Origin of the sequence: Sediminibacterium sp. C3 (assembly GCF_000508085.1) — a bacterium.
GTDB lineage: Bacteria > Bacteroidota > Bacteroidia > Chitinophagales > Chitinophagaceae > Sediminibacterium.
The window spans coordinates 418,199-436,942 of the sequence record NZ_KI669560.1; the positions used below are offsets into that span (position 1 = coordinate 418,199).

Annotated in this window: 19 protein-coding genes; 8 read left to right on the plus strand and 11 right to left on the minus strand. The window is 39.8% G+C overall.

Annotation, left to right across the window (positions count from 1 at the left end; translation table 11 throughout):
• The first annotated feature begins 9 nt into the window (after window positions 1-9).
• Together F777_RS0102015 and cysS are read left to right on the plus strand one after the other, a co-directional pair.
• Entirely contained in the window at window positions 10-1,113 is a 1,104-nt protein-coding gene (locus F777_RS0102015; protein ID WP_026750584.1) for an endonuclease/exonuclease/phosphatase family protein, read from the plus strand.
• Window positions 1,114-1,127: 14 nt separating this feature from the next.
• Window positions 1,128-2,636, plus strand: a complete 1,509-nt coding sequence (gene cysS, locus F777_RS0102020) for a cysteine--tRNA ligase (RefSeq protein ID WP_201767623.1) — start codon at window positions 1,128-1,130, stop codon at window positions 2,634-2,636.
• A 1-nt stretch (window position 2,637) separates the two neighbouring features.
• On the opposite strand, the gene F777_RS0102025 is transcribed toward cysS, so the two are convergent.
• The gene (locus tag F777_RS0102025) at window positions 2,638-4,827 is read right to left on the minus strand and encodes a penicillin acylase family protein (protein WP_037369034.1); all 2,190 of its coding nucleotides are present in this window, start codon (window positions 4,825-4,827) and stop codon (window positions 2,638-2,640) included.
• A gap of 76 nt (window positions 4,828-4,903) precedes the next feature.
• On the minus strand, window positions 4,904-5,812 hold the full coding sequence (locus F777_RS0102030) for a sugar phosphate isomerase/epimerase family protein (RefSeq protein WP_026750587.1): 909 nt from the start codon (window positions 5,810-5,812) through the stop codon (window positions 4,904-4,906).
• A gap of 42 nt (window positions 5,813-5,854) precedes the next feature.
• Between F777_RS0102030 and F777_RS0102035 the strand changes: the two genes are divergently transcribed.
• Window positions 5,855-6,331: a hypothetical protein gene (locus F777_RS0102035; protein WP_026750588.1), complete on the plus strand. Its 477-nt coding sequence runs from the start codon at window positions 5,855-5,857 to the stop codon at window positions 6,329-6,331.
• A gap of 20 nt (window positions 6,332-6,351) precedes the next feature.
• On the opposite strand, the gene F777_RS0102040 is transcribed toward F777_RS0102035, so the two are convergent.
• Complete coding sequence (locus tag F777_RS0102040) at window positions 6,352-7,389, minus strand: nucleoid-associated protein (protein ID WP_026750589.1); 1,038 nt, start codon at window positions 7,387-7,389, stop codon at window positions 6,352-6,354.
• A gap of 103 nt (window positions 7,390-7,492) precedes the next feature.
• Between F777_RS0102040 and F777_RS17115 the strand changes: the two genes are divergently transcribed.
• Both F777_RS17115 and F777_RS0102050 read left to right on the plus strand, forming a co-directional pair.
• Complete coding sequence (locus F777_RS17115) at window positions 7,493-7,834, plus strand: hypothetical protein (RefSeq protein WP_051408363.1); 342 nt, start codon at window positions 7,493-7,495, stop codon at window positions 7,832-7,834.
• 21 nt (window positions 7,835-7,855) lie between these two features.
• Complete coding sequence (locus F777_RS0102050) at window positions 7,856-8,632, plus strand: SDR family oxidoreductase (RefSeq protein ID WP_026750590.1); 777 nt, start codon at window positions 7,856-7,858, stop codon at window positions 8,630-8,632.
• 19 nt (window positions 8,633-8,651) lie between these two features.
• Here the strand turns inward: F777_RS0102050 and F777_RS15380 are convergent, their stop codons facing one another.
• From F777_RS15380 to F777_RS0102065, 3 genes are all read right to left on the minus strand, one after another.
• A complete protein-coding gene (locus F777_RS15380) occupies window positions 8,652-9,989 on the minus strand; it encodes an aldehyde dehydrogenase family protein (RefSeq protein ID WP_051408364.1) in 1,338 nt (445 codons plus the stop codon).
• A gap of 14 nt (window positions 9,990-10,003) precedes the next feature.
• Window positions 10,004-10,582 carry a PhnA domain-containing protein gene (locus F777_RS0102060; protein ID WP_026750591.1) on the minus strand — a complete coding sequence of 193 codons (579 nt, stop codon included), beginning with the start codon at window positions 10,580-10,582 and terminating at the stop codon, window positions 10,004-10,006.
• Between the two features lie 70 nt (window positions 10,583-10,652).
• Complete coding sequence (locus F777_RS0102065) at window positions 10,653-11,075, minus strand: hypothetical protein (RefSeq protein ID WP_026750592.1); 423 nt, start codon at window positions 11,073-11,075, stop codon at window positions 10,653-10,655.
• Window positions 11,076-11,122: 47 nt separating this feature from the next.
• Between F777_RS0102065 and F777_RS0102070 the strand changes: the two genes are divergently transcribed.
• Together F777_RS0102070 and F777_RS0102075 are read left to right on the plus strand one after the other, a co-directional pair.
• Window positions 11,123-14,269, plus strand: coding sequence for a glycosyl hydrolase (locus F777_RS0102070; RefSeq protein ID WP_026750593.1), 3,147 nt, complete (start codon window positions 11,123-11,125; stop codon window positions 14,267-14,269).
• Between the two features lie 49 nt (window positions 14,270-14,318).
• A complete protein-coding gene (locus F777_RS0102075; RefSeq protein WP_026750594.1) occupies window positions 14,319-15,254 on the plus strand; it encodes an alpha/beta fold hydrolase in 936 nt (311 codons plus the stop codon).
• A gap of 161 nt (window positions 15,255-15,415) precedes the next feature.
• On the opposite strand, the gene F777_RS0102080 is transcribed toward F777_RS0102075, so the two are convergent.
• The 5 genes from F777_RS0102080 to F777_RS17960 all read right to left on the minus strand — a co-directional run bounded on the left by F777_RS0102080 (window position 15,416) and on the right by F777_RS17960 (window position 17,262).
• On the minus strand, window positions 15,416-15,673 hold the full coding sequence (locus tag F777_RS0102080) for a hypothetical protein (protein ID WP_026750595.1): 258 nt from the start codon (window positions 15,671-15,673) through the stop codon (window positions 15,416-15,418).
• Window positions 15,674-15,688: 15 nt separating this feature from the next.
• Window positions 15,689-15,955: a PAS domain-containing protein gene (locus F777_RS0102085; protein WP_026750596.1), complete on the minus strand. Its 267-nt coding sequence runs from the start codon at window positions 15,953-15,955 to the stop codon at window positions 15,689-15,691.
• A gap of 51 nt (window positions 15,956-16,006) precedes the next feature.
• Window positions 16,007-16,783, minus strand: a complete 777-nt coding sequence (locus F777_RS17120) for a PAS domain-containing protein (RefSeq protein ID WP_026750597.1) — start codon at window positions 16,781-16,783, stop codon at window positions 16,007-16,009.
• Window positions 16,784-16,795: 12 nt separating this feature from the next.
• Window positions 16,796-16,981, minus strand: coding sequence for a hypothetical protein (locus F777_RS0102095; RefSeq protein WP_026750598.1), 186 nt, complete (start codon window positions 16,979-16,981; stop codon window positions 16,796-16,798).
• Window positions 16,982-17,124: 143 nt separating this feature from the next.
• Entirely contained in the window at window positions 17,125-17,262 is a 138-nt protein-coding gene (locus tag F777_RS17960) for a hypothetical protein (protein WP_161631470.1), read from the minus strand.
• Between the two features lie 157 nt (window positions 17,263-17,419).
• On the opposite strand from F777_RS17960, the gene F777_RS0102105 reads away from it, so the two are divergent.
• Window positions 17,420-18,715 (plus strand): M20/M25/M40 family metallo-hydrolase, encoded by a 1,296-nt coding sequence (locus F777_RS0102105; RefSeq protein WP_026750599.1) that lies wholly within the window; start codon window positions 17,420-17,422, stop codon window positions 18,713-18,715.
• Window positions 18,716-18,744: the final 29 nt, after the last annotated feature.

An 18,744-nucleotide genomic window follows, 5' to 3' on the forward strand; every position in this document is an offset into this window, starting at 1 on the left:
TTTTATCTTATGGCCAAGGGTTGGATAAGAAGAACAACAAAGAAAATTTTTATTATCAGCAACGCAATTGTTGTTCTGTTTTTTTTAATTGCGTCCCTTTCGCCCTATATCAATCCCAACGATTTCTGGTTGCACGGCGTATTGGCTCTTTCTACTCCTTATTTAATTCTACTCTTAATTTTATCCGCACTTTTCTGGTTAATTACAAGACCAGTCTGGGCCTTGCTGCCGCTTATTGCGCTTTTAATAGGCTGGCAACAGATAGCAGTTGTATTTGCATGGACAGGGAACGCCATTTTTACCAAAAGAAAAGCAGAAAATCATTTCAGGATTGTAAACTGGAATATTCAGAGTTTCAACGGGCTTTCTAAAAATATTCTAGCAAAAAAAATGGTGCGGGAAGAAGTGGCTGCCAGCATTTTAAAAACCTATCCTGATATTATCTGCTTGCAGGAATTCAACAATGCAACAGCTGAAAACAACATTGAGTTGTTCACCAGAACACACCCTTATTATTATTTTTCAAAAGACTATCAACGAAACGATGGCGCATATCAATCGGGTTGTATTATTTTCTCCAAATATCCCATGATAGATACGGGAAGAATAGCTTTCCCATCCGAAGAGAGTCTTATTTATGCCGATTTATTAAAGGGTAGTGATACCATAAGAATATTCAATACCCATTTACAATCTTTTAAGTTTAAAAAGAACGATTACGCAGATATCGAGAAAATAAAGGAACCAGATGAATCCTCCTTCAGTGCCACTTTACGCTTGATGCGAAAAATGAAAGCCGCATATAAGAAACGGGGAGAACAAACAACTATGGTCAGTATAGCCATGGATCGCAGCCCTTATCCAAGCATTATTACCGGAGATTTTAACGATGTCCCTAACTCATATACCTATTTTTCTATCAGAGGGAACAAAAAAGATGCTTTCCTGGAAAGAAGTTTTGGGCTGGGAAGAAGCTTTATATCCATTGCGCCCACTTTACGAATCGACTATATTTTACCTGACCAGCAATTTGAGGTGAAGCAATTTGACATGGTAGACGAGGCTTTAAGCGACCATATCATGTTGGTGGCTGATATTCGTTTAAGAAAATAAAATAACTTTGCGGCATCATGTCGCTAAAATTATACAACTCACTTACCCGTAAAAAAGAAAGTTTTCAGCCCATTAATCCACCCTATGTCGGAATGTATGTTTGTGGGCCAACCGTAAGTGGAGAAAGCCATTTAGGTCATGCAAGACCCTTTATTACATTTGACGTACTCTACAGATACTTACTTTTTCTGGGCTATAAAGTCAGATATGTAAGAAATATAACGGATGCAGGACATTTTGAGGAAGAAGGAAGAGCCGCAGAAGATAAAATCAGCAGCAAAGCTGTGCTGGAAAAGCTGGAGCCAATGGAACTGGTACAGAAATATACCAATATGTACCATTGGGCCATGAATCAGTTCAATAACCTTCCTCCCAGCATTGAGCCAACAGCAACTGGTCATATTGTGGAGCAAATTGAAATGATTAAAAAAATCATTGAAGATGGCTACGCCTATGTGGCAAACGGATCTGTTTATTTTGATGTAGAAAAATACAATACCGACTTTTCTGCTAAGGGTCAGCCTTATGGCATTTTAAGCGGAAGGGTATTGGATGAACAAATTGAAAGTACCAGAGAACTGGATAACCAGGACGAAAAAAGAAATAAATCTGATTTCGCTCTATGGAAAAATGCACCTCCTGAGCATATCATGCGCTGGCAAAGTCCGTGGGGAGAAGGATTTCCGGGCTGGCATATTGAATGTTCGGCTATGAGCACCAAGTATCTCGGAAAGGAGTTTGATATACATGGCGGAGGTATGGACCTTCAGTTCCCTCATCATGAATGTGAAATTGCACAGAGTACCGTATGCAACCATCAGATGCCAGCCAAGTATTGGTTGCACAACAATATGATTACCATCAATGGTAAAAAGATGGGTAAGAGTTACAACAATGTAATCAAGCTCAGCGAACTGTTTAGCGGAACACATCCGATACTGGAGCAGGCTTACGCCCCATCAACGGTAAGATTCTTTATTCTGCAGTCTCAATACAGAAGCACATTAGATTTTAGTAACGAGGCTTTACAAGCCAGCGAAAAGGCTCTGAGAAGATTAATGGATGCTTACGAATGGCTCATGAACTTTAACAGCTATTCGGCTGAACAAGCTTCAGACAAGGCACTGGATGAAAAAGTAATTAAGTTGGTGAATGAATTCAACGAATTCATGAACGACGATATCAATACAGCCAAAGTGATTGCCAATATGTTTGAACTGGTGCCTGTCATCAATTCCATTAAGGACAAGCATATTGCAGAAAATGCTTTAAGCAGGAGCACTTTTGATTTATTAAAGAAACAAATGCAGGCATTCATCATTGATATTTTTGGATTGCAAACCAGCAAAGCCGATAACAATGATAAACTGGATGGAGTTCTGCAACTACTGATTAATATCCGCAAAGAAGCAAAACAAAGAAAAGACTTTGTTACTTCAGACAAAATCAGAAATGAACTAGCACAATTAGGTGTTCAGTTAAAAGATGAAAAAGACGGAGGCATGAGTTATACCATCCAGTAGGTTATTCCCCTGGATGGTATTCCTTTTCCTTATTGTTCATTACATCTGTCTTATAAAAGAAAACATCCTTGAACTTCCCGTAAACAAACCCTTCAGCCTGATCTTTAAAATGAGGAGATAAAGGATTGTTGCTATGTCCGCCCGTTACAATTGTTTTTGCTTTTACTCTCTCTCCAAACTCAACAGAGGCTATAAAACTATTACCAGAAAAGCCATAACGGCCTTTGGAACTGTACATGGACCTGCTTTCAAAAGCAGGCAATGATCCCCAACGGGAAGAACTGATAGGAACAGCCAAACTGGGTTTGTTATCGTCATAAACCTCAGCAAACTTGCCAGTAAGTCTCTGGTAACGGTTAATAGCACCCCAGCGAACCTCCCATCGTCCATATTTACCTGTTAATTCATTCAACACATCTCTCAATTTTTCAAGCATGATTTTTCCACTGATTCCGTTAGCAATGGCATTCAACCTGCCAATCATCTCTGTGCCTTCTTCTCTGGTTTTAGCACCTGGCCACAGGGCATTGACTTTCGTTGCCCAATCAATCGCAATGGTTGTAGCAACTGAACTGGTATCAGATTCTTTGTTCCATTTTCTTAAAATTTCAATAGCCGGTTTAATGGTAATTTTCAGGGAATCGGTATTGGGTGTAGCATCAAATGCTTTAAACAAGGGAGGTAGCAAAATATCAAAAGCAGCAAGATATCTGTTGTATCCAATTTCAATTAAGCCATCCAAGGTAATGCTGTCTTTTTTATTCAGCAATCGCATGGCGTTAAGACCTCTTGCATTTTGACCATCCGGTGCCATGTAATAAGGATAGTTGTTTTTATTAGGGCTGCTTTCACCAGCAAGCGTAAACGGCGTTGCATTACAATTTTGCATCCAGCCACTCTCCGGATTAATCAGATGCACCGTTTCTTCTAGGGGATGAGCACCCTGCCATTCAGTTGCAGAAGTTGTGCCGTCTACCGGTAAGGTATAATCGTACCCCGGGTTTCTTTTGGGAACAAAATTTCCATGCCAGTAGGCAATATTGCCTTTGTTATCGGCATACACGGTATTGTTGGTGGTATTAGACAGGCCACGCATGGCTTCGGTATACTCTTCAAGGTTCTGTGCTTTTGTGGTTTTCCAGCTTTGAATCAATGCCTTTAAAGAACGATTATATTCTTTTAATGATAACCATTTATCATTTCTCTTTGCCACAATTGGTCCATGATGTGTGTAGTAGGTTGTAAAGGTTTTAGCCAGTCTCTCACCATTCACGGTATAATAAATGGTGATGGGCTTTGATTTTACAGGCAATAATTTTTTATCATACTCATACATCCATCCCTTGGCCGTCTTACTTATTTTTTCTTCATACAAATCAGCTACATCCGTATAGCCAGAAGTATGCATCCAGCCAAGATTTTCATTGAAGCCCTGATAAATAAAAAACTGACCCCAGGTAGCTGCTCCATAAGCATTCAAACCTTCTTCACTAACCATTTGCGCTTCTGATCTGAAATAAAAAGGGACATGCGGATTAATATACAACATGGCATTACCAGTTGCAGACCGCTTTGGCGCAATGGCAAAACCATTGGATCCTCTTTCTTCTATTTCTTTGATATTATTAAAAGCAATGGCACTTGTTTCCGGGCCATTCTCATAAAACTGTTTTATTTCTTCAATTGAAGCACCGCCTGTGCTGGTTGCAGAAACACTTCCATCAGTATACATCAAGTGAAACCAGGGTTCAAATTTTTGCAAAACAACAGGCCTTACTTCAGGGTGCTTGTATAAAAAATAATTGATTGCATCGGCATGAGCATTCAATAGCTTTTTTAACCATACCGGACTCTGTAGATAATCTTTTTTTGCGTCATTGCTATCTGCAATTAAACGCATCAGTAAGTCATTATAAATTAACTTCTCTCCTTCCATTTCAGCTCTTCTTCCAAGCATTTCAAGGTAGTTGCGTTCAATGCGTTCAAAATTTTCCTCGCATTGTGTATACATTAATCCAAAGACTGCATCAGCATCTGTTTTTCCATAAACATGGGGAACACCATATTTATCCCTCACAATGGTTACCTGTTTCGCCTGAGACTCCCACCTTTTAATGTCGGAAGGCGCAGGCCATTGTGCACTGGCAACAATGCCAATGATCAAACTCAGAAACAATGCTATCTTTTTCATACAATTAAAATTCATTTATCAATAAGCAAAGCTTATTATTGAAACTGCTTTCATTACTTATACAGAACAGAGTCGCTTACTTATAGCCCCACTGTTTCATTACTTTTAAATCTTCCCTGATACAATCGATAGGAGGAATACCCTGATAAGATTCCTGTTCAATAATAAAATGAATGGTTCCGCCATTCTTTAATCCTTCGTCAATAATTTCCTTTACTTTCTGTACCCCTTTGCCCAGAATGGTACTTTCATATCCATTCCCATTCGCTCTCTTAATTTCATCCTTAACATGCATGGATACAAATCTGCCTGGATATTTTTTTACAATGGCCAGTGCATCTGCGCCGGTTCCGTATAAGTTACCCATATCAAACTGCTGTGTTACCATAGAAGGATCGGTATTATTCAACATCACTTCGTACATGGTTTCTTCACCCATCATTTGGGTAAATTCAAAATCATGATTATGGTAGCCAAAGCGCATTCCGGATTTTTTGCACAACTCACCGCATTTATTAAATACTTCCATAAAGCGAAGTAGGTCGTCCTTTGACTTTCTTAATCCCGATTCCAGCGAAGGACTGATCACCAGCTCCTGGCCGGCAATAGCTGCATCTTCAATGGTGTATTTCCAGCTATCAGTAAAATCCTTTTTGGCAGCATCCCAGTGACTCGCGCCCATAACAGTATGGCCGGAGGGCATTTTCATTCCTAAATCGTCCAGTACTTTTTTAAACTCAGCCGCGGAATATCCGTAGAATTTTCTGTTCACATAATTGGCATGTTCTACATTTTTATATCCCATTTCTGCAACAGCCTTTAGGGTGCCCAGCGGATCTTTACGCATATCTTCTCTTACAGAATACAGCTGCACGCCTGTAATAAACTTCTTTTTGGCAGCTGCTGAGGCCCATGAAGGCAAAGTAATGGTAGCCAAAGCGGCTAAAGTTCCCTGTTGTAAAAATTTACGGCGGTTCACTGGCATAATCATCGTTTTTTTGTGATAACCAAAGTACGCAAATTTTGTATGAAAGCAGCAACTGTGCACGAAATCAAACAAGCCTTAATGGGGAACACAGCCAAGGAATTAGCAGAACTCTGTTTACGCCTTGCAAAATTTAAAAAGGAAAATAAAGAGTTGCTTACTTATTTACTATTCGAAGCCAATGACGAGGAAGGGTACATTAAGGAAGTAAACCAGGAAATCAGTGCAGAGATGGATCAGATTGATCCAGGTCAGAACTTGTATTTTGCCAAAAAATCCATCAGAAAAATTCTGAGAATAGCCAATAAACATATTCGATACATGGGTTCAAAACAGGCTGAAGTGGCCATTCTGCTTCATTTCTGTCAATGTTTAAAGCAATCGGGTATTCCATTTATGAAGAGCACAGCGTTGAATAACCTGTACAACCAGCAAGGTAAAAAAATAGAAAAAGCAATCAGCACACTTCATGAAGATCTTCAATACGATTACAGAAGAATGATGGAAGATGCGCTCTGATAAGCTAAAGAAGCTTAGTGCTATTGCTCCTGATCAAAATATAATTTGTAATAATGCTTACCTGTTCTTTCATCGTAGCCTTTTTCTATCAGGTCTCTTCTGCCATGAACGTAAACATGAAAATTCTTGTCGAGCTTTAAAATGCTTTTGAAATGACGTTGCTGTTTCTGAATAGCAGCCGGATTAATGGCAAACTCATCTTCAATATTCACTTGCTTGGCCACTTCATATTGTTGCTTGTATTGCGTAAAACTTTCAATCACTTCAGGATGATATAAAACTTCTTTGCTAAACTCCTCCAACTGAAACTGATCATGGGTTTTAAAATAATCCATGCTTCGCTGGAGCATGTCTATCTGATCGGTTTTACTGGTTTCAAAATTTTCAGTGAGTTCATTGCTGATAAACAGTTTACACATACCCAGCGCCTCATTGGTATTATGATAACTATTTATAATAGGAGATGCCTGTAAAAAAATGGATTTCCAAAAAGCACCATCAGCTTGTTTGGCACTGGATTGTTCATGAATCAAAACAATAAAACCCTGATCGGCTACTTTTTGTAAAATCAGGGCTCCTTTTTCTGCTTTTTTTAAATCAATACCTTCTTCAATAGACAATTGAACTGAACCAGGCTTGGTTTTTACCTTAAGAAATTGGTCTTTAATGGTGGTATGGAAAAGGCCAATAGCACGATATTCCGAGCCATCAAAATAAATATTATCGAAGTCTGCCATATAAAACTCACCCGACTTTGCATGCACAGACTGAGATTTCATATGAAAGTGTTCGGCAAGGGTTTTGCTTCCGGACTCCAATGAAACCTCTTTACTAAAGAGCTGATTTATAATAGTATACACCAGATTATCCTGCGTTTGCAGTCTGTATTGTTCTGCTTCATTAAAGGGCTTAAGAAAAAAATGGGTCAGGGTTTGTTGCCAAAATTCATCGGGAATGCTATGAGGTGTTTCCGAAAGAATCAGTTGTCCACCCTGTGCTGCATTACCTGCCTGATGGACCATTAATTGCTGTATGGTTACGCTGGAAGTATCATTCATATACCTGCGAATATAAAAGATATGACGACTTTTTAAAACCAAATTCGGAAATGGCGAATAAATTTCAGACCTTTGTTTTATTCTTAACTTATAACACAGCTACATGTACGCCCAAATCTGGATCAAGTACCTACCCATTATTCGTATTCTATTGAAAAGAACCAAACAAGATAATCAGGTTTTAGACTTGAATAGAATTGATTTTGAAAGACTGGGAACTGGCAGAAAAGCGGGTTACAAATTCACCATAGAATTTAAGAATGGCAAAGTAGCTAATTTAATCAGCAGCTCTGCACTGGCATCCGATTTAGCCACCGTAATGCTGGAAGATGCGAATACAAAACAAATATTAGAGGGCGGTTTCTATACAGTATCCCTTAATACCAAGTTTCAATTATTAATAAAAGCTGTGGCTGCAGCCGAAGCTACAACCACAGAAGCCTAATTTACTGGAAAGTCCTTCTCAATGGATTTACAAATTAAAGACCAGTTATTTATTATTGGAGGCGCAAGCTCCGGTTTTGGTAAAGCTATTACACAAGCACTTGTAAATGAAAATGCTAGAGTAATTGCCATTGCCAGGGGCGAAGAAAAACTTGCAGAATTACAATCTTACAAACCCAATCTAATAGAAATAATAGTAGGCGATTTAGCGGAAGAAGCTACGTTGAATAAACTGCTAAAAATTATTAATGGCAGACAAATTCATGGGATGGTAGTAAACGCGGGAGGTCCACCTGCAAAAATGGTTTTAGAAACTAAACTATCAGATTGGGATGATGCCTACAAACTATTATTGAGGTGGAAAGTGGCTTTAACACAAGCGATAGTACCTAAAATGATGGATGCTGGATATGGCAGAATATTATACATAGAAAGTATTTCTGTAAAGCAGCCAGTAGAAAACCTGGTATTGAGCACATCCCTAAGATTAGCAGTAGTTGGAATGGTTAAAACTTTATCACAGGAAATTTCGAGATCCGGAGTAACGCTTAACATATTAGGACCAGGATCACATGATACTGCTGCAATTAATCGCCTGTATATTAAAAAGGCTGAACAGACCGGATTAAGTTTTGAGGAAGCAAGGGAAATGGGAATCAATCAGATTCCGGTAGGCAGATTGGGGAATGCCAATGATTTTGCCAGTTTAGCAATCTGGCTGTTGAGCCCATTAAGCAAATTCATAACAGGTCAAACAATCACAGTAGATGGCGGTGCAGTGAAAGGTATTATGGGTTAGTTCTTTATTTAAGGAGCAGTTAAGAACTTAAATGAATATTTTTCTTCTTCACAAAGCGGCTGAAGTTTTCAGGACCAATCTTCTGGCCTCCTATCCCGCTCCAGTTAAAGCTTACACTATCACCATAATGAAGAATGGCACTCAAAGCGGCTTCATTAATACTAACAGAACCGGCATTGATTCTTTGAGCAACAGCAAGTGCTTCTTCATCAGATCCTGCAAAAACAGCTGCACCCAAAGCGTATTCAGAAGCATTTACCATTTCAATTAATTCATCTGTCTGATCAAAAGGAATGACCGGCATAATTGGTCCAAATGTCTCTTCACGCATCACCAACATATTCTGTGTAACATTTGCCAGAACCGTTGGTCTGCAATAATAACCTCCGTTAATTTCTTCGCATTTTTTACTTCCGGTTACTAGGGTGGCTCCCAGAGAAAATGCATCTTCCAGATGCGAATTAATGGTTAATACCTGCTTTTCATATATGATTGGACCTATTTCACCCTTTACCATCTGATCATCTACAAATTGTAGTTCGTTGGCCTTGGCAGCCAGTAAATCTACCAAAGCGTCGTACACTAATGAATGAACATAAATGCGTTCAAAACTTAAACAGTTTTGACCCGCATTGGTTGTACTCCCTTTTACAATAGCAGAAGCTGCCATCTCCAGATTCGCTGAGGACAAAACAACAGCAGGATCTTTTGCACCCAGTTCAAATAAAACGGGAATCATTTTTTTGCTTGCCGCATGCAATACTTTTTTTGCAGAACCTACAGACCCCGTGAAACAAATTAAATCTGCCTTATCTGCCAACAAAGCGCCGGTTTCAGCAGTACCAGCTGTAATACACAGTACATCGTGCAGGCCAGCTGCTCGTTGAATCGTTTGTTCAAGAATAGCTACAAACCTGGGAGTAACTTCACTGGGTTTCACCAGCACAGCAGCGCCTGATAACAAGGCAGGCAGTGTATCCATCATAGATAAGGCAAGAGGAAAATTCCAGGGACTCAGTACGGTAGTGATTGGATAAGGTATCCATTCGCTGTGCTGCTCATAAAATTTTTTGGCTACAATACACCATTTATCTATTGAATCAATTACCCAGTCTACTTCGGCAGTTGTTTCCCAGGTTCTTCCTGTATCGGCAGCCAATGCACCGGTTAACTCTTCTTTCATGGAAATCAATACCCGTTTCCATTCCTGAATAACGGCTATTCTGTTGGCAACACCAGAACGGTACCAGGCAATCTGATTGGCAGAAAACTTTCTCGCTGTCTCACGAATTTTTTCAGGACTGCATTCCTGAAATTCATAATCGTATACTCCAGTTCTGGGATTTCTTACTCGCATATTCGCATATAAAGTTATGCTTTGCGAACGTATTTTGTAAGAATAACAATCATTTGACCTTCAATCTTTCCTTCAATTTGTTCCGTATTATCGGGAACCAGACGAATATTTTTAACCACCGTTCCCATTTTTGCATTGAGGCTGGTACCTTTTACATCGAGCGATTTGGTTAGTACCACGCTATCTCCGGCAAATAGCTGCTGCCCATTGCAGTCAACATGTAAATCAACTGAACTGTCGTTATCATGATCGCCTGTTGCTTTTGCCCAGGCAAGTGTTTCATCGTCCAGGTAAATCATATCAAGCAATTCAGCAGCCCAGGCTTCTTCTCTTAATCTATTTAACATTCTCCAGGAAACAACCTGTATGCCTGGAACTTCACTCCACATAGCAGTACTCAGGCAATTCCAATGGGCATGATCCAATGATTCTTTTTTATCAATTTGCTGCAAACATTTCTGACAAATCATGATACAGTTGTTCTCCGTGGTTCTGTCTACAGGAGGAACTTCGTATAGAGACAAGGGGGCTTCCACCGCACATAGTTCACATTTGTTCTGGCTTCTTTCGAGAATGTTTTGCGCTACTTTCATAAAAAAGGTATTGTTTAAAGCGCCGAAGGTAGGGTTTTTGATACGCAAGTTTCATGATATTCATCATGTACTAGCGGATGAGTAATTTGTGAAATTTCTCAATCTCGGTTTTCTCCAAAGGAGACATCACTTCATTCCGATTGTATTTTTCAAAGAGAAACACTACTCTTTTATGTGCAGGATATTTCTGAAGAATGGCTTCCATTTTATCACCCAGTGCTTCGTCTTTCTCAAACAGGGGTTTACCGGCAGTTGCCGGATCCTTTGCTCTGGTATGCATTTTATGGATGGTGGCTTCCAGGGTAGCCAGCCAGTTGGCAGGCATATCCGGCACTTTACTGGCTTTCGCCAAAAGGCCTTCCAGTTGTTTTTTACTCAGGCTGCCTCTTTCTTCGTACTGGTGCATTAAGCTCATCACAAACAATGCATCTGGATTGTACTTATAACAGGCTTCAAGCACTTTATCAATGATATCTAATTTACTCTTTGACACTTTTCAAATATACAAATGAGTTATCTTACTGTATTAAATTCAGTCACATGCACAAACTCCTTTTAGGACTGCTTCTGATTTCAGGCGCAGACTACGCACTTGCACAAAACAGCAAGGAAGTCTCCACAGAAAACGTTAACCAATATTTTAAACCCGTAAAATGGAGAAGTATCGGACCTTTCAGAGGTGGCAGATCCAATACTGGTACCGGCGTTAAAGGAGATATTCACACTTACTACATGGGCACTACCGGCGGCGGTGTCTGGAAAACAACTGACCGTGGAATTACCTGGAACAATATATCGGACGGGCAATTCAAAACAGGCTCTGTGGGCGCAATTGCTGTATCAGAAAGCAACACCAATATAGTTTATGTTGGCATGGGAGAACATGCGGTAAGAGGAGTAATGACTCATCACGGAGACGGGATGTATAAAAGTACAGATGCGGGAAAGACCTGGAAAAAAATCGGATTGGAACTTACACAACATATTGCACGTGTCATTATTGATCCGAATAACCCTGATATCGTTTATGTAGCAGCGCAGGGAGCACTATACAGTAGTTCTACCGAAAGAGGCGTTTACAAAACAACGGATGGAGGCATTAGCTGGAAAAAGGTTTTATACATCAATGAAAAAACAGGTGCTGCCGAATTATCCATGGATGCCAAAAACCCCAATATTTTATATGCAGCAATGTGGGAGCATGGAAGATTGCCTTGGAAAGTAATTAGTGGTGGACCCGGAAGCGGATTATACAAATCAACTGATGGAGGAAATAGCTGGGACAAATTAACGGGCGGTCTTCCCAAGGAAATGGGTAAGATGGCGATTGCCGTAAGCCCTGCCAATTCAGAAAAAGTATATGCCTTAATTGAAAGTGATTTCGAAAAAAATGCAGGCGGGCTATATGTTTCGAACAATGCAGGAAAAAGTTTTACTCAGGTATCTGCAGAACATAAAATCATTCAGCGTGCCTGGTATTATATTGAGGTATTCCCGGATCCAAACAATGAAAACACGGTGTATGTATTAAGTGCACCAGCACTTAAATCGATTGATGGTGGCAAGACCTGGGAAAATATTCAGGGCATGCACGGAGACTATCACAATTTGTGGATCAACCCTGCAGATTCAAAAAATTTAGTGATGGCAGATGATGGTGGGGTAACCATTAGTTTCAATGGCGGACAAAGCTGGAGCAGCCAGAGCAATATGCCCACTGCGCAGATTTACAGAATTAATGTAGACAATTTATTTCCCTACAATATTTATGGTGGGCAGCAAGACAATACTTCTGTAAAAATTGCCAGCAGAACTTTTTCCGGTGGGATTACAAACACCGACTGGTCCGCATCCGCCGGAGGGGAAAGTGCGTTTTTAGCTTTTGATCCCAACAATCCAAGATATGTACTGGGTGGCTCTTACCAGGGAACCATAGAAGTGCTCGACACAAAGAACAATGCCAGCACCAATATTATGGCAGCCCCCATTCAGTATTTAGCAATGGACGCCAAAGACATGAAATACAGATACAACTGGAATGCGCCTATTATTCATAGCAAGCATGAGCCTGGAACCTATTATCATGCAGCACATGTATTATTAAGAACCAGGGATATGGGAAAAACCTGGGATGAAGTATCGCCGGATTTAACCAGAAATGAAAAAGAAAAACAAGTAAAACCAGGTGTGCCATTTACCAATGAATCGGTAGGAGCAGAAAACTATGGAACCATTAGTTATGTTATGGAATCTCCTTTAGAAAAAGGGATAATGTATACCGGAAGCGATGACGGTTTGGTTCATGTTACAAGGGATGGAGGAGCTAGCTGGAAAAACATTACGCCTGCTGGTTTATCGGAGTGTTTAATCAACTCAATAGAAGTATCTCCTTTTGATAAAGCAACGGTTTATATTGCTACCACCCGTTATAAATTCAATGACCATACACCCGGATTGTATAAGAGTACAGACTATGGAAAAACCTGGACCAATATCAGCAATGGAATTCCGGCAGGTTCTTTTACACGGGTAGTGCGTGAAGACGATAAAAGAAAAGATCTGTTGTATGCTGGCACAGAAAACGGTGTGTATATTTCTTACAATGGAGGAAAAAGCTGGTCATCCTTTCAATTGAATTTACCTAATACTCCCATCACCGATTTAAGGGTACATCAGGACAATTTAATTGCGGCAACTTCAGGAAGATCATTCTGGATCCTGGACGACTTAACATTGATTCGCCAATTCAAAGCACCTTTCAATAGTTTGTCATTTTATCAGCCTGCTCCGGCAATTTTAGCAACGGGTAGTTCTGAACTGGATGGAAATAATCCTGACTTCGATGGAACACATCCTACCAGAGGCGTGAATCCTGCAACAGGGATTGTATTGTATTATGAACTGCCGGAATTAAAGGAAAATGCTGAAGTAAAAATGAGCATCAAAGATGCTGCTGGTAGAATCATCAGAACCTTTAGTTCAAAAGCAGATCCCACTTACAAGCGATACGATGGTGCTCCGCCAAGAGATCCACAACTGCCTACACAAAAAGGATTGAATCGTTTTGTATGGAATTTAAGACATGCCACTTTACCAGGCATTCCAAATACTTATATTGAGAGCAGTTTCCGCGGACATAAAGCTATTCCCGGCAACTACACCATAACACTGGAAGCAGAAGGAAAATCTGTAACTACCACAGCAACCATTTTACCTAACCCTAATTATCCTACCACTGCTGAAAATTATCAGGAATTCGATGCGTTCATGAGTGGCATGGAAGCCAATGTAAAAGAAATGCATAACCTGGTAAACGAGTTATACAATAAAAAACAGCAGTTAGACCTGATTATTAAAAGCCTGCCGAAAGGTGATTTAAAATTAAAGGCTGAAGCCTTATCACAAAAAATGAAAACATGGGACGAAGAAATGATTCAGCGTAAGTCAACCGCTTATGATGATGCTGAAAATTTCCTGAATAAGTTTACCGCTTACTATATGTTTTTAATGAATCATGCCGAAAGCGATATACCCAGTATCAATAAGCCTTCGAAAGATTTATTACAACAATACACAACTCAATGGAGCTCTTTAAAAGCAAGAGGAGAAACTATTAACAACGAAGAGATTCCAGCGCTGAACCAGCTCTTGTTTAAAGAGGGTATTGGCGCCATTCGCAGAAATTAATATAGGATCCCATAACTGACCAATATATTTGTAGAACTAAATCATTCACATGAAAAAGTTCCTACAATATATTGGTTATTTTTTGGGCGCTGTTCTCGGATTATTGTTATTGCTATTTGTCATTTACTTTCAATCCGATAAAACCCTTGAGGATTTAAAGCCGCTGTATGTAAATAAAGAGTCTGAGTTCATGCCATTGATGGGCATGAATGTGCATTACAGAGACCAGGGCAATCCGAATGATTCCATTCCATTGGTGCTCATTCATGGAACCAGTTCTTCGCTTCACACTTTTGAAGCCATGCGCAAATACATTCATCCTAACAGAAGAATCATTACCCTTGATATGCCTGCTTTTGGATTAACAGGCCCTAACGCAACCAATGAGTATAGTTTTACCTATTATAGCCAGTTTCTTGACTCATTTTTAACCAAACTAAATGTGCCGGTTTGTGATATAGGTGGTAACTCCTTAGGCGGCGGTATTGCCTGGCAGTTTGCCACTTATTATCCGGATAAAGTAAGAAAACTAATTTTAATAGACGCAACCGGTTACCCCGTTTTGAACGTAAAGGGATCGCTGGGTTTTAAAATTGCCTCAACACCTGTAATCAATAATATAATGTTATTCATTACGCCCAAGGCATTGGTGGAAGCCAGTTTAAAAGGAATTTATCAGGACCCGGGCATTATTAATGATGAACAAATTACCCGTTTTCATGATATGGCCATTGCCAAAGGTAACCGGAAAGCACTTTTAGCCATATTCAAGAAGGGACTAGAACAGGAGCCCGATAAAATTAAAAGCATCCGGAAACCCACTTTAATTATCTGGGGAGATAAGGATGGATTGATACCGGTACAGAATGCCAGTCTGTTTAATAAGGACATAACCGGTAGCAAGCTGGCTATACTAAAGAATATAGGGCATGTTCCCATGGAGGAGGCACCGGAAGCCACTGCAAAACTGATCAATGAATTTTAAAAACGGGGAAAATGAAGGGTTGGGGGCAAAATAAATCGGGGACAAACACACCCCCCGATATGAATGTACCCCGACTTTTGAACTAAATTCTTATGCAATATGCTCAAAAATTTATAAATACGTATACCTATTAATAGGTAATTATTAAAAAAGCCTGAAAATCACTCAAAATCCTCCAGAATTTCTTCGAATGTGCTGGTATTACTTACTACTTCTTTAATTACAAGATCCAGTTTTTCGGCGGCTACGTGTATCTGGATAAGCAGCTTATCTCTTTCGTCTGACGATACAAGTTCGCCCTTGATAATTTTGCTAAGGCCTAAAATATCAGACAAGGGTCCGCGCACCAGATGGGATTGTGCCCAGGCAATTTCCTTGAGTTTTCTGTTCTGTTCCTGTAAATTTTGGAGGGTAGCCACACGGGTGGTAATGTCTTAAACCACTCCAATGAATTTGTAAATTCTTCCTAGATTATCCTCATAGGATATCCCATTTACAATAACATGTTTAAGTTTACCGTGCGGAGATTTAATTTTTACCTGAATAGGACTGGATTCTCCGGCAATGGCAGAAACCTTGTCCATCCACTTTTGGTAAACTGTCCGATCTTCCACTATTACCAGCTCAGTAAAAAAGTCTTTGTGGGCCAGAATTTCGTTGGGTGACAAATCTAGTATGCGGAACATTTCGTCGCTCCACATTGCGTGTCCATCCGGTAATTGAACTTCAATACTGCCTACATGCGCAATACCTTATGCCTTTGAAAGCATTTCCTGACTCGTTAACGCTTTATCAACTGCTGCTTTGTCAACAGTTCTATCATGAAAATAGGCTGCGGTAAAAAGATATGGACCAACCCTAAAAGGAGCACCTTCGGAAATTCTTACGGGCTTTTTTAACCCTTTACTTGTAATGATATCCGTCTCTACAAAATGATACTCTTTGTTTTTTACAAACTCCTCAAACTTGGCCTGAACGTAGGCAAGCGCTTCGGGTGGATGTAATTTTGTTTGGTGCAATCCGATCATTTCAGACTTGCTATATCCGAATAACTTACAGGCTTTATCGTTTACATCTACCAAATTACCAGACTTTGCATCAGCAATTAGAATCGCATCCTCTTCACCATCAAATAAGGCAGCATACCGCAGGTCAATCATCCGGTTTTCTTCTTCCTGTTCTTTTAACTTAGTAATATCATTTGTAAATAAGGTAAGCCTTAAATTTTTTCCATGCTGATCAATAATGGGGCTATACTTATTTTCATAATAATGTTTCTTTCCGTCTTGAAGTACAATAGAATTATTGGTTACAAAACTCTCTCCATTCAATGCACGTTCATAGTTTTTTCTGGCGAATCCTTTTAACTCTTCTGGCAATACTTCAAACACATCCATCCCAATTGCAACTTCCTTTTTTAATGCTTTTCGGGCAAAAGAAATATATTCATCAGAAAAACCCAGAAAACTAAAATGTTTATCAATAGCAACAATGAACAATTCCTTAGGGCTATTCAAAACTGCTTTCAAAAAAGCATTGTCTTAAATTACCTGTCGTTTGATCTTTTCAAATTCCTTCTGCATAATGGTAAAATTATCCGAAATCTCCTGGGCTCCGGTAATGTCTAAATGAGAGCCAATAATCATTCCGGTTAGTTCATCCTGATCGTCCCTCACCGCCCTGGCCCTGCTTAAAATAACTACCCAATGACCATCTGTATGCAACATTCTGAATGTTGGGTGTAATCAATGGTTGGGTTCAAAATAAAATCAGCAAAATAGCTTTTGGCTTTCGACAAGTCATCCGGATGTAACCAGTTTTCCCAAACTTCTTTAATAGAATACTTATCCCAGTCGTATTTGGTTGCATCCTATCTGCCCAACATACTGAAATAAGATTTATTACAGTAAAGCTCCTGGGTAAGTACATCATACTCCCAGCCACCCAGCTGAGCTACATTCAACAGGGTTTCGTATTTACTTTGGTATATTTCTCTTTGTTGTTGCACAAATAATGATTTCCCCTTAAAAGTATCAAATGCTAAGCTAGAATTGTAAAGATTAAATAACTATTTATAATAATATAAAATAAACGTCAAGCATTGTTATTTATTCTTTATTCTGCAGATGAAAATCCTGCTTAAATTGAAGTTAGAAATTAAGAATATGAAAAACTGGTTACTTACCTGCCTATTTACGGTGGGCGCATGCACATTGAATGCACAAAGCCTACAACCTACTGAACAAAAATTGATAGAAAGAATTGAAGCTAATTATCCCTGGATGATGGAGCTATTGAAAAATTCAGTCAATATCAATAGCGGAACTTTTAATGTAGCGGGTGTAAAAGCTGTGGGCGACTTATATGCTGCTGAACTGGCCAAACTGGGTTTTACCATTGAGTGGATTCAACTGCCCGATTCTTTAAAAAGAGCTGGTCACCTGGTTGCAACCAGAAAAGGAAAGAAAGGAAAAAAAATCATGTTATTGGGTCATCTGGATACCGTATTTGAACCCGATATGCCCGCCAATCCCTTTACTGTTTTGAATGACAGCACCATCACCGGACAAGGTATCAACGATATGAAGGGCGGCGATGTCATCATCATTGCAGCTATGAAAGCTATGCACGAACTGAATCTGCTGGATGATGCAAACATTACGATATATATGACAGGTGATGAAGAAAATGCCGGAGAACCCAGAAGCATCAGCAGGGGCGATTTTATTGAAAGAGCCAAACAGCACGATATAGTACTGGCATTTGAAGGAGCAGCCGGATTAAATACAATTGCCACAGCAAGAAGAGGATCCAGTGGATGGGAACTGGAAGTAGAAGGTAAACAGGGGCATTCATCCGGCGTATTCGGGGCTGCAGGCTATGGCGCTATTTATGAAGCTGCCAGAATAGTCAACAGTTTCAGAGAAACTTTAAGCAAGGAAAAATACCTCACATTTAATCCGGGTATTTTTATTGGGGGATCAGAAGTGACTGCCAGTTTTGAGCAGCAGAAAGGCGAAGCTTCCGGTAAAACCAATATTATATCACCCAAAACCATTGTGAATGGCGACCTGCGTTTCTTAACAGAAGAACAAAAAGTTAACGCACGCAAGACCATGCAGAACATTGTAAATAATAGCCTTCCAGGAACAAAAGCAACCATACGTTTTCAGGATGGCATCCCATCAATGGCACCAACCAAAGGCAATGAAGCACTGGCGAATATCTTAAGCAAAACAAGTGAAGACATGGGATTGGGAAAAGTGGTTCCGGGTGATCCGGGTAGCAGGGGAGCCGGTGATATTTCTTATGTTGCTGCTTATGCAGACTGTCTGGATGGTTTAGGTGCTGCCGGAAGAGGATCGCACGCACCAGGAGAAACCTTGAACACTAAACTGTTTCCCGTGTTGATGAAACGTTCTGCTGTTTTTATATACAGACTAACACAAGTTTCTAAATAATCTTAGAAAAAAACTGGTATACATTTATA

What these genes read in the sequence shown, in the direction of transcription:
- F777_RS0102075 (WP_026750594.1), top strand. Translation starts at nt 14,319, where the DNA reads ATGAAAAAGTTCCTACAATATATTGGTTATTTTTTGGGCGCTGTTCTC.
- F777_RS0102040 (WP_026750589.1), bottom strand. Translation starts at nt 7,389, where the DNA reads ATGAATGATACTTCCAGCGTAACCATACAGCAATTAATGGTCCATCAG.
- F777_RS17115 (WP_051408363.1), top strand. Translation starts at nt 7,493, where the DNA reads ATGTACGCCCAAATCTGGATCAAGTACCTACCCATTATTCGTATTCTA.
- F777_RS15380 (WP_051408364.1), bottom strand. Translation starts at nt 9,989, where the DNA reads ATGCGAGTAAGAAATCCCAGAACTGGAGTATACGATTATGAATTTCAG.
- F777_RS0102050 (WP_026750590.1), top strand. Translation starts at nt 7,856, where the DNA reads ATGGATTTACAAATTAAAGACCAGTTATTTATTATTGGAGGCGCAAGC.
- F777_RS0102025 (WP_037369034.1), bottom strand. Translation starts at nt 4,827, where the DNA reads ATGAAAAAGATAGCATTGTTTCTGAGTTTGATCATTGGCATTGTTGCC.
- F777_RS0102095 (WP_026750598.1), bottom strand. Translation starts at nt 16,981, where the DNA reads ATGTTGCATACAGATGGTCATTGGGTAGTTATTTTAAGCAGGGCCAGG.
- F777_RS0102030 (WP_026750587.1), bottom strand. Translation starts at nt 5,812, where the DNA reads ATGCCAGTGAACCGCCGTAAATTTTTACAACAGGGAACTTTAGCCGCT.
- F777_RS0102085 (WP_026750596.1), bottom strand. Translation starts at nt 15,955, where the DNA reads ATGTGGAGCGACGAAATGTTCCGCATACTAGATTTGTCACCCAACGAA.
- F777_RS0102035 (WP_026750588.1), top strand. Translation starts at nt 5,855, where the DNA reads ATGAAAGCAGCAACTGTGCACGAAATCAAACAAGCCTTAATGGGGAAC.
- F777_RS0102105 (WP_026750599.1), top strand. Translation starts at nt 17,420, where the DNA reads ATGAAAAACTGGTTACTTACCTGCCTATTTACGGTGGGCGCATGCACA.
- F777_RS0102015 (WP_026750584.1), top strand. Translation starts at nt 10, where the DNA reads ATGGCCAAGGGTTGGATAAGAAGAACAACAAAGAAAATTTTTATTATC.
- F777_RS0102060 (WP_026750591.1), bottom strand. Translation starts at nt 10,582, where the DNA reads ATGAAAGTAGCGCAAAACATTCTCGAAAGAAGCCAGAACAAATGTGAA.
- F777_RS0102070 (WP_026750593.1), top strand. Translation starts at nt 11,123, where the DNA reads ATGCACAAACTCCTTTTAGGACTGCTTCTGATTTCAGGCGCAGACTAC.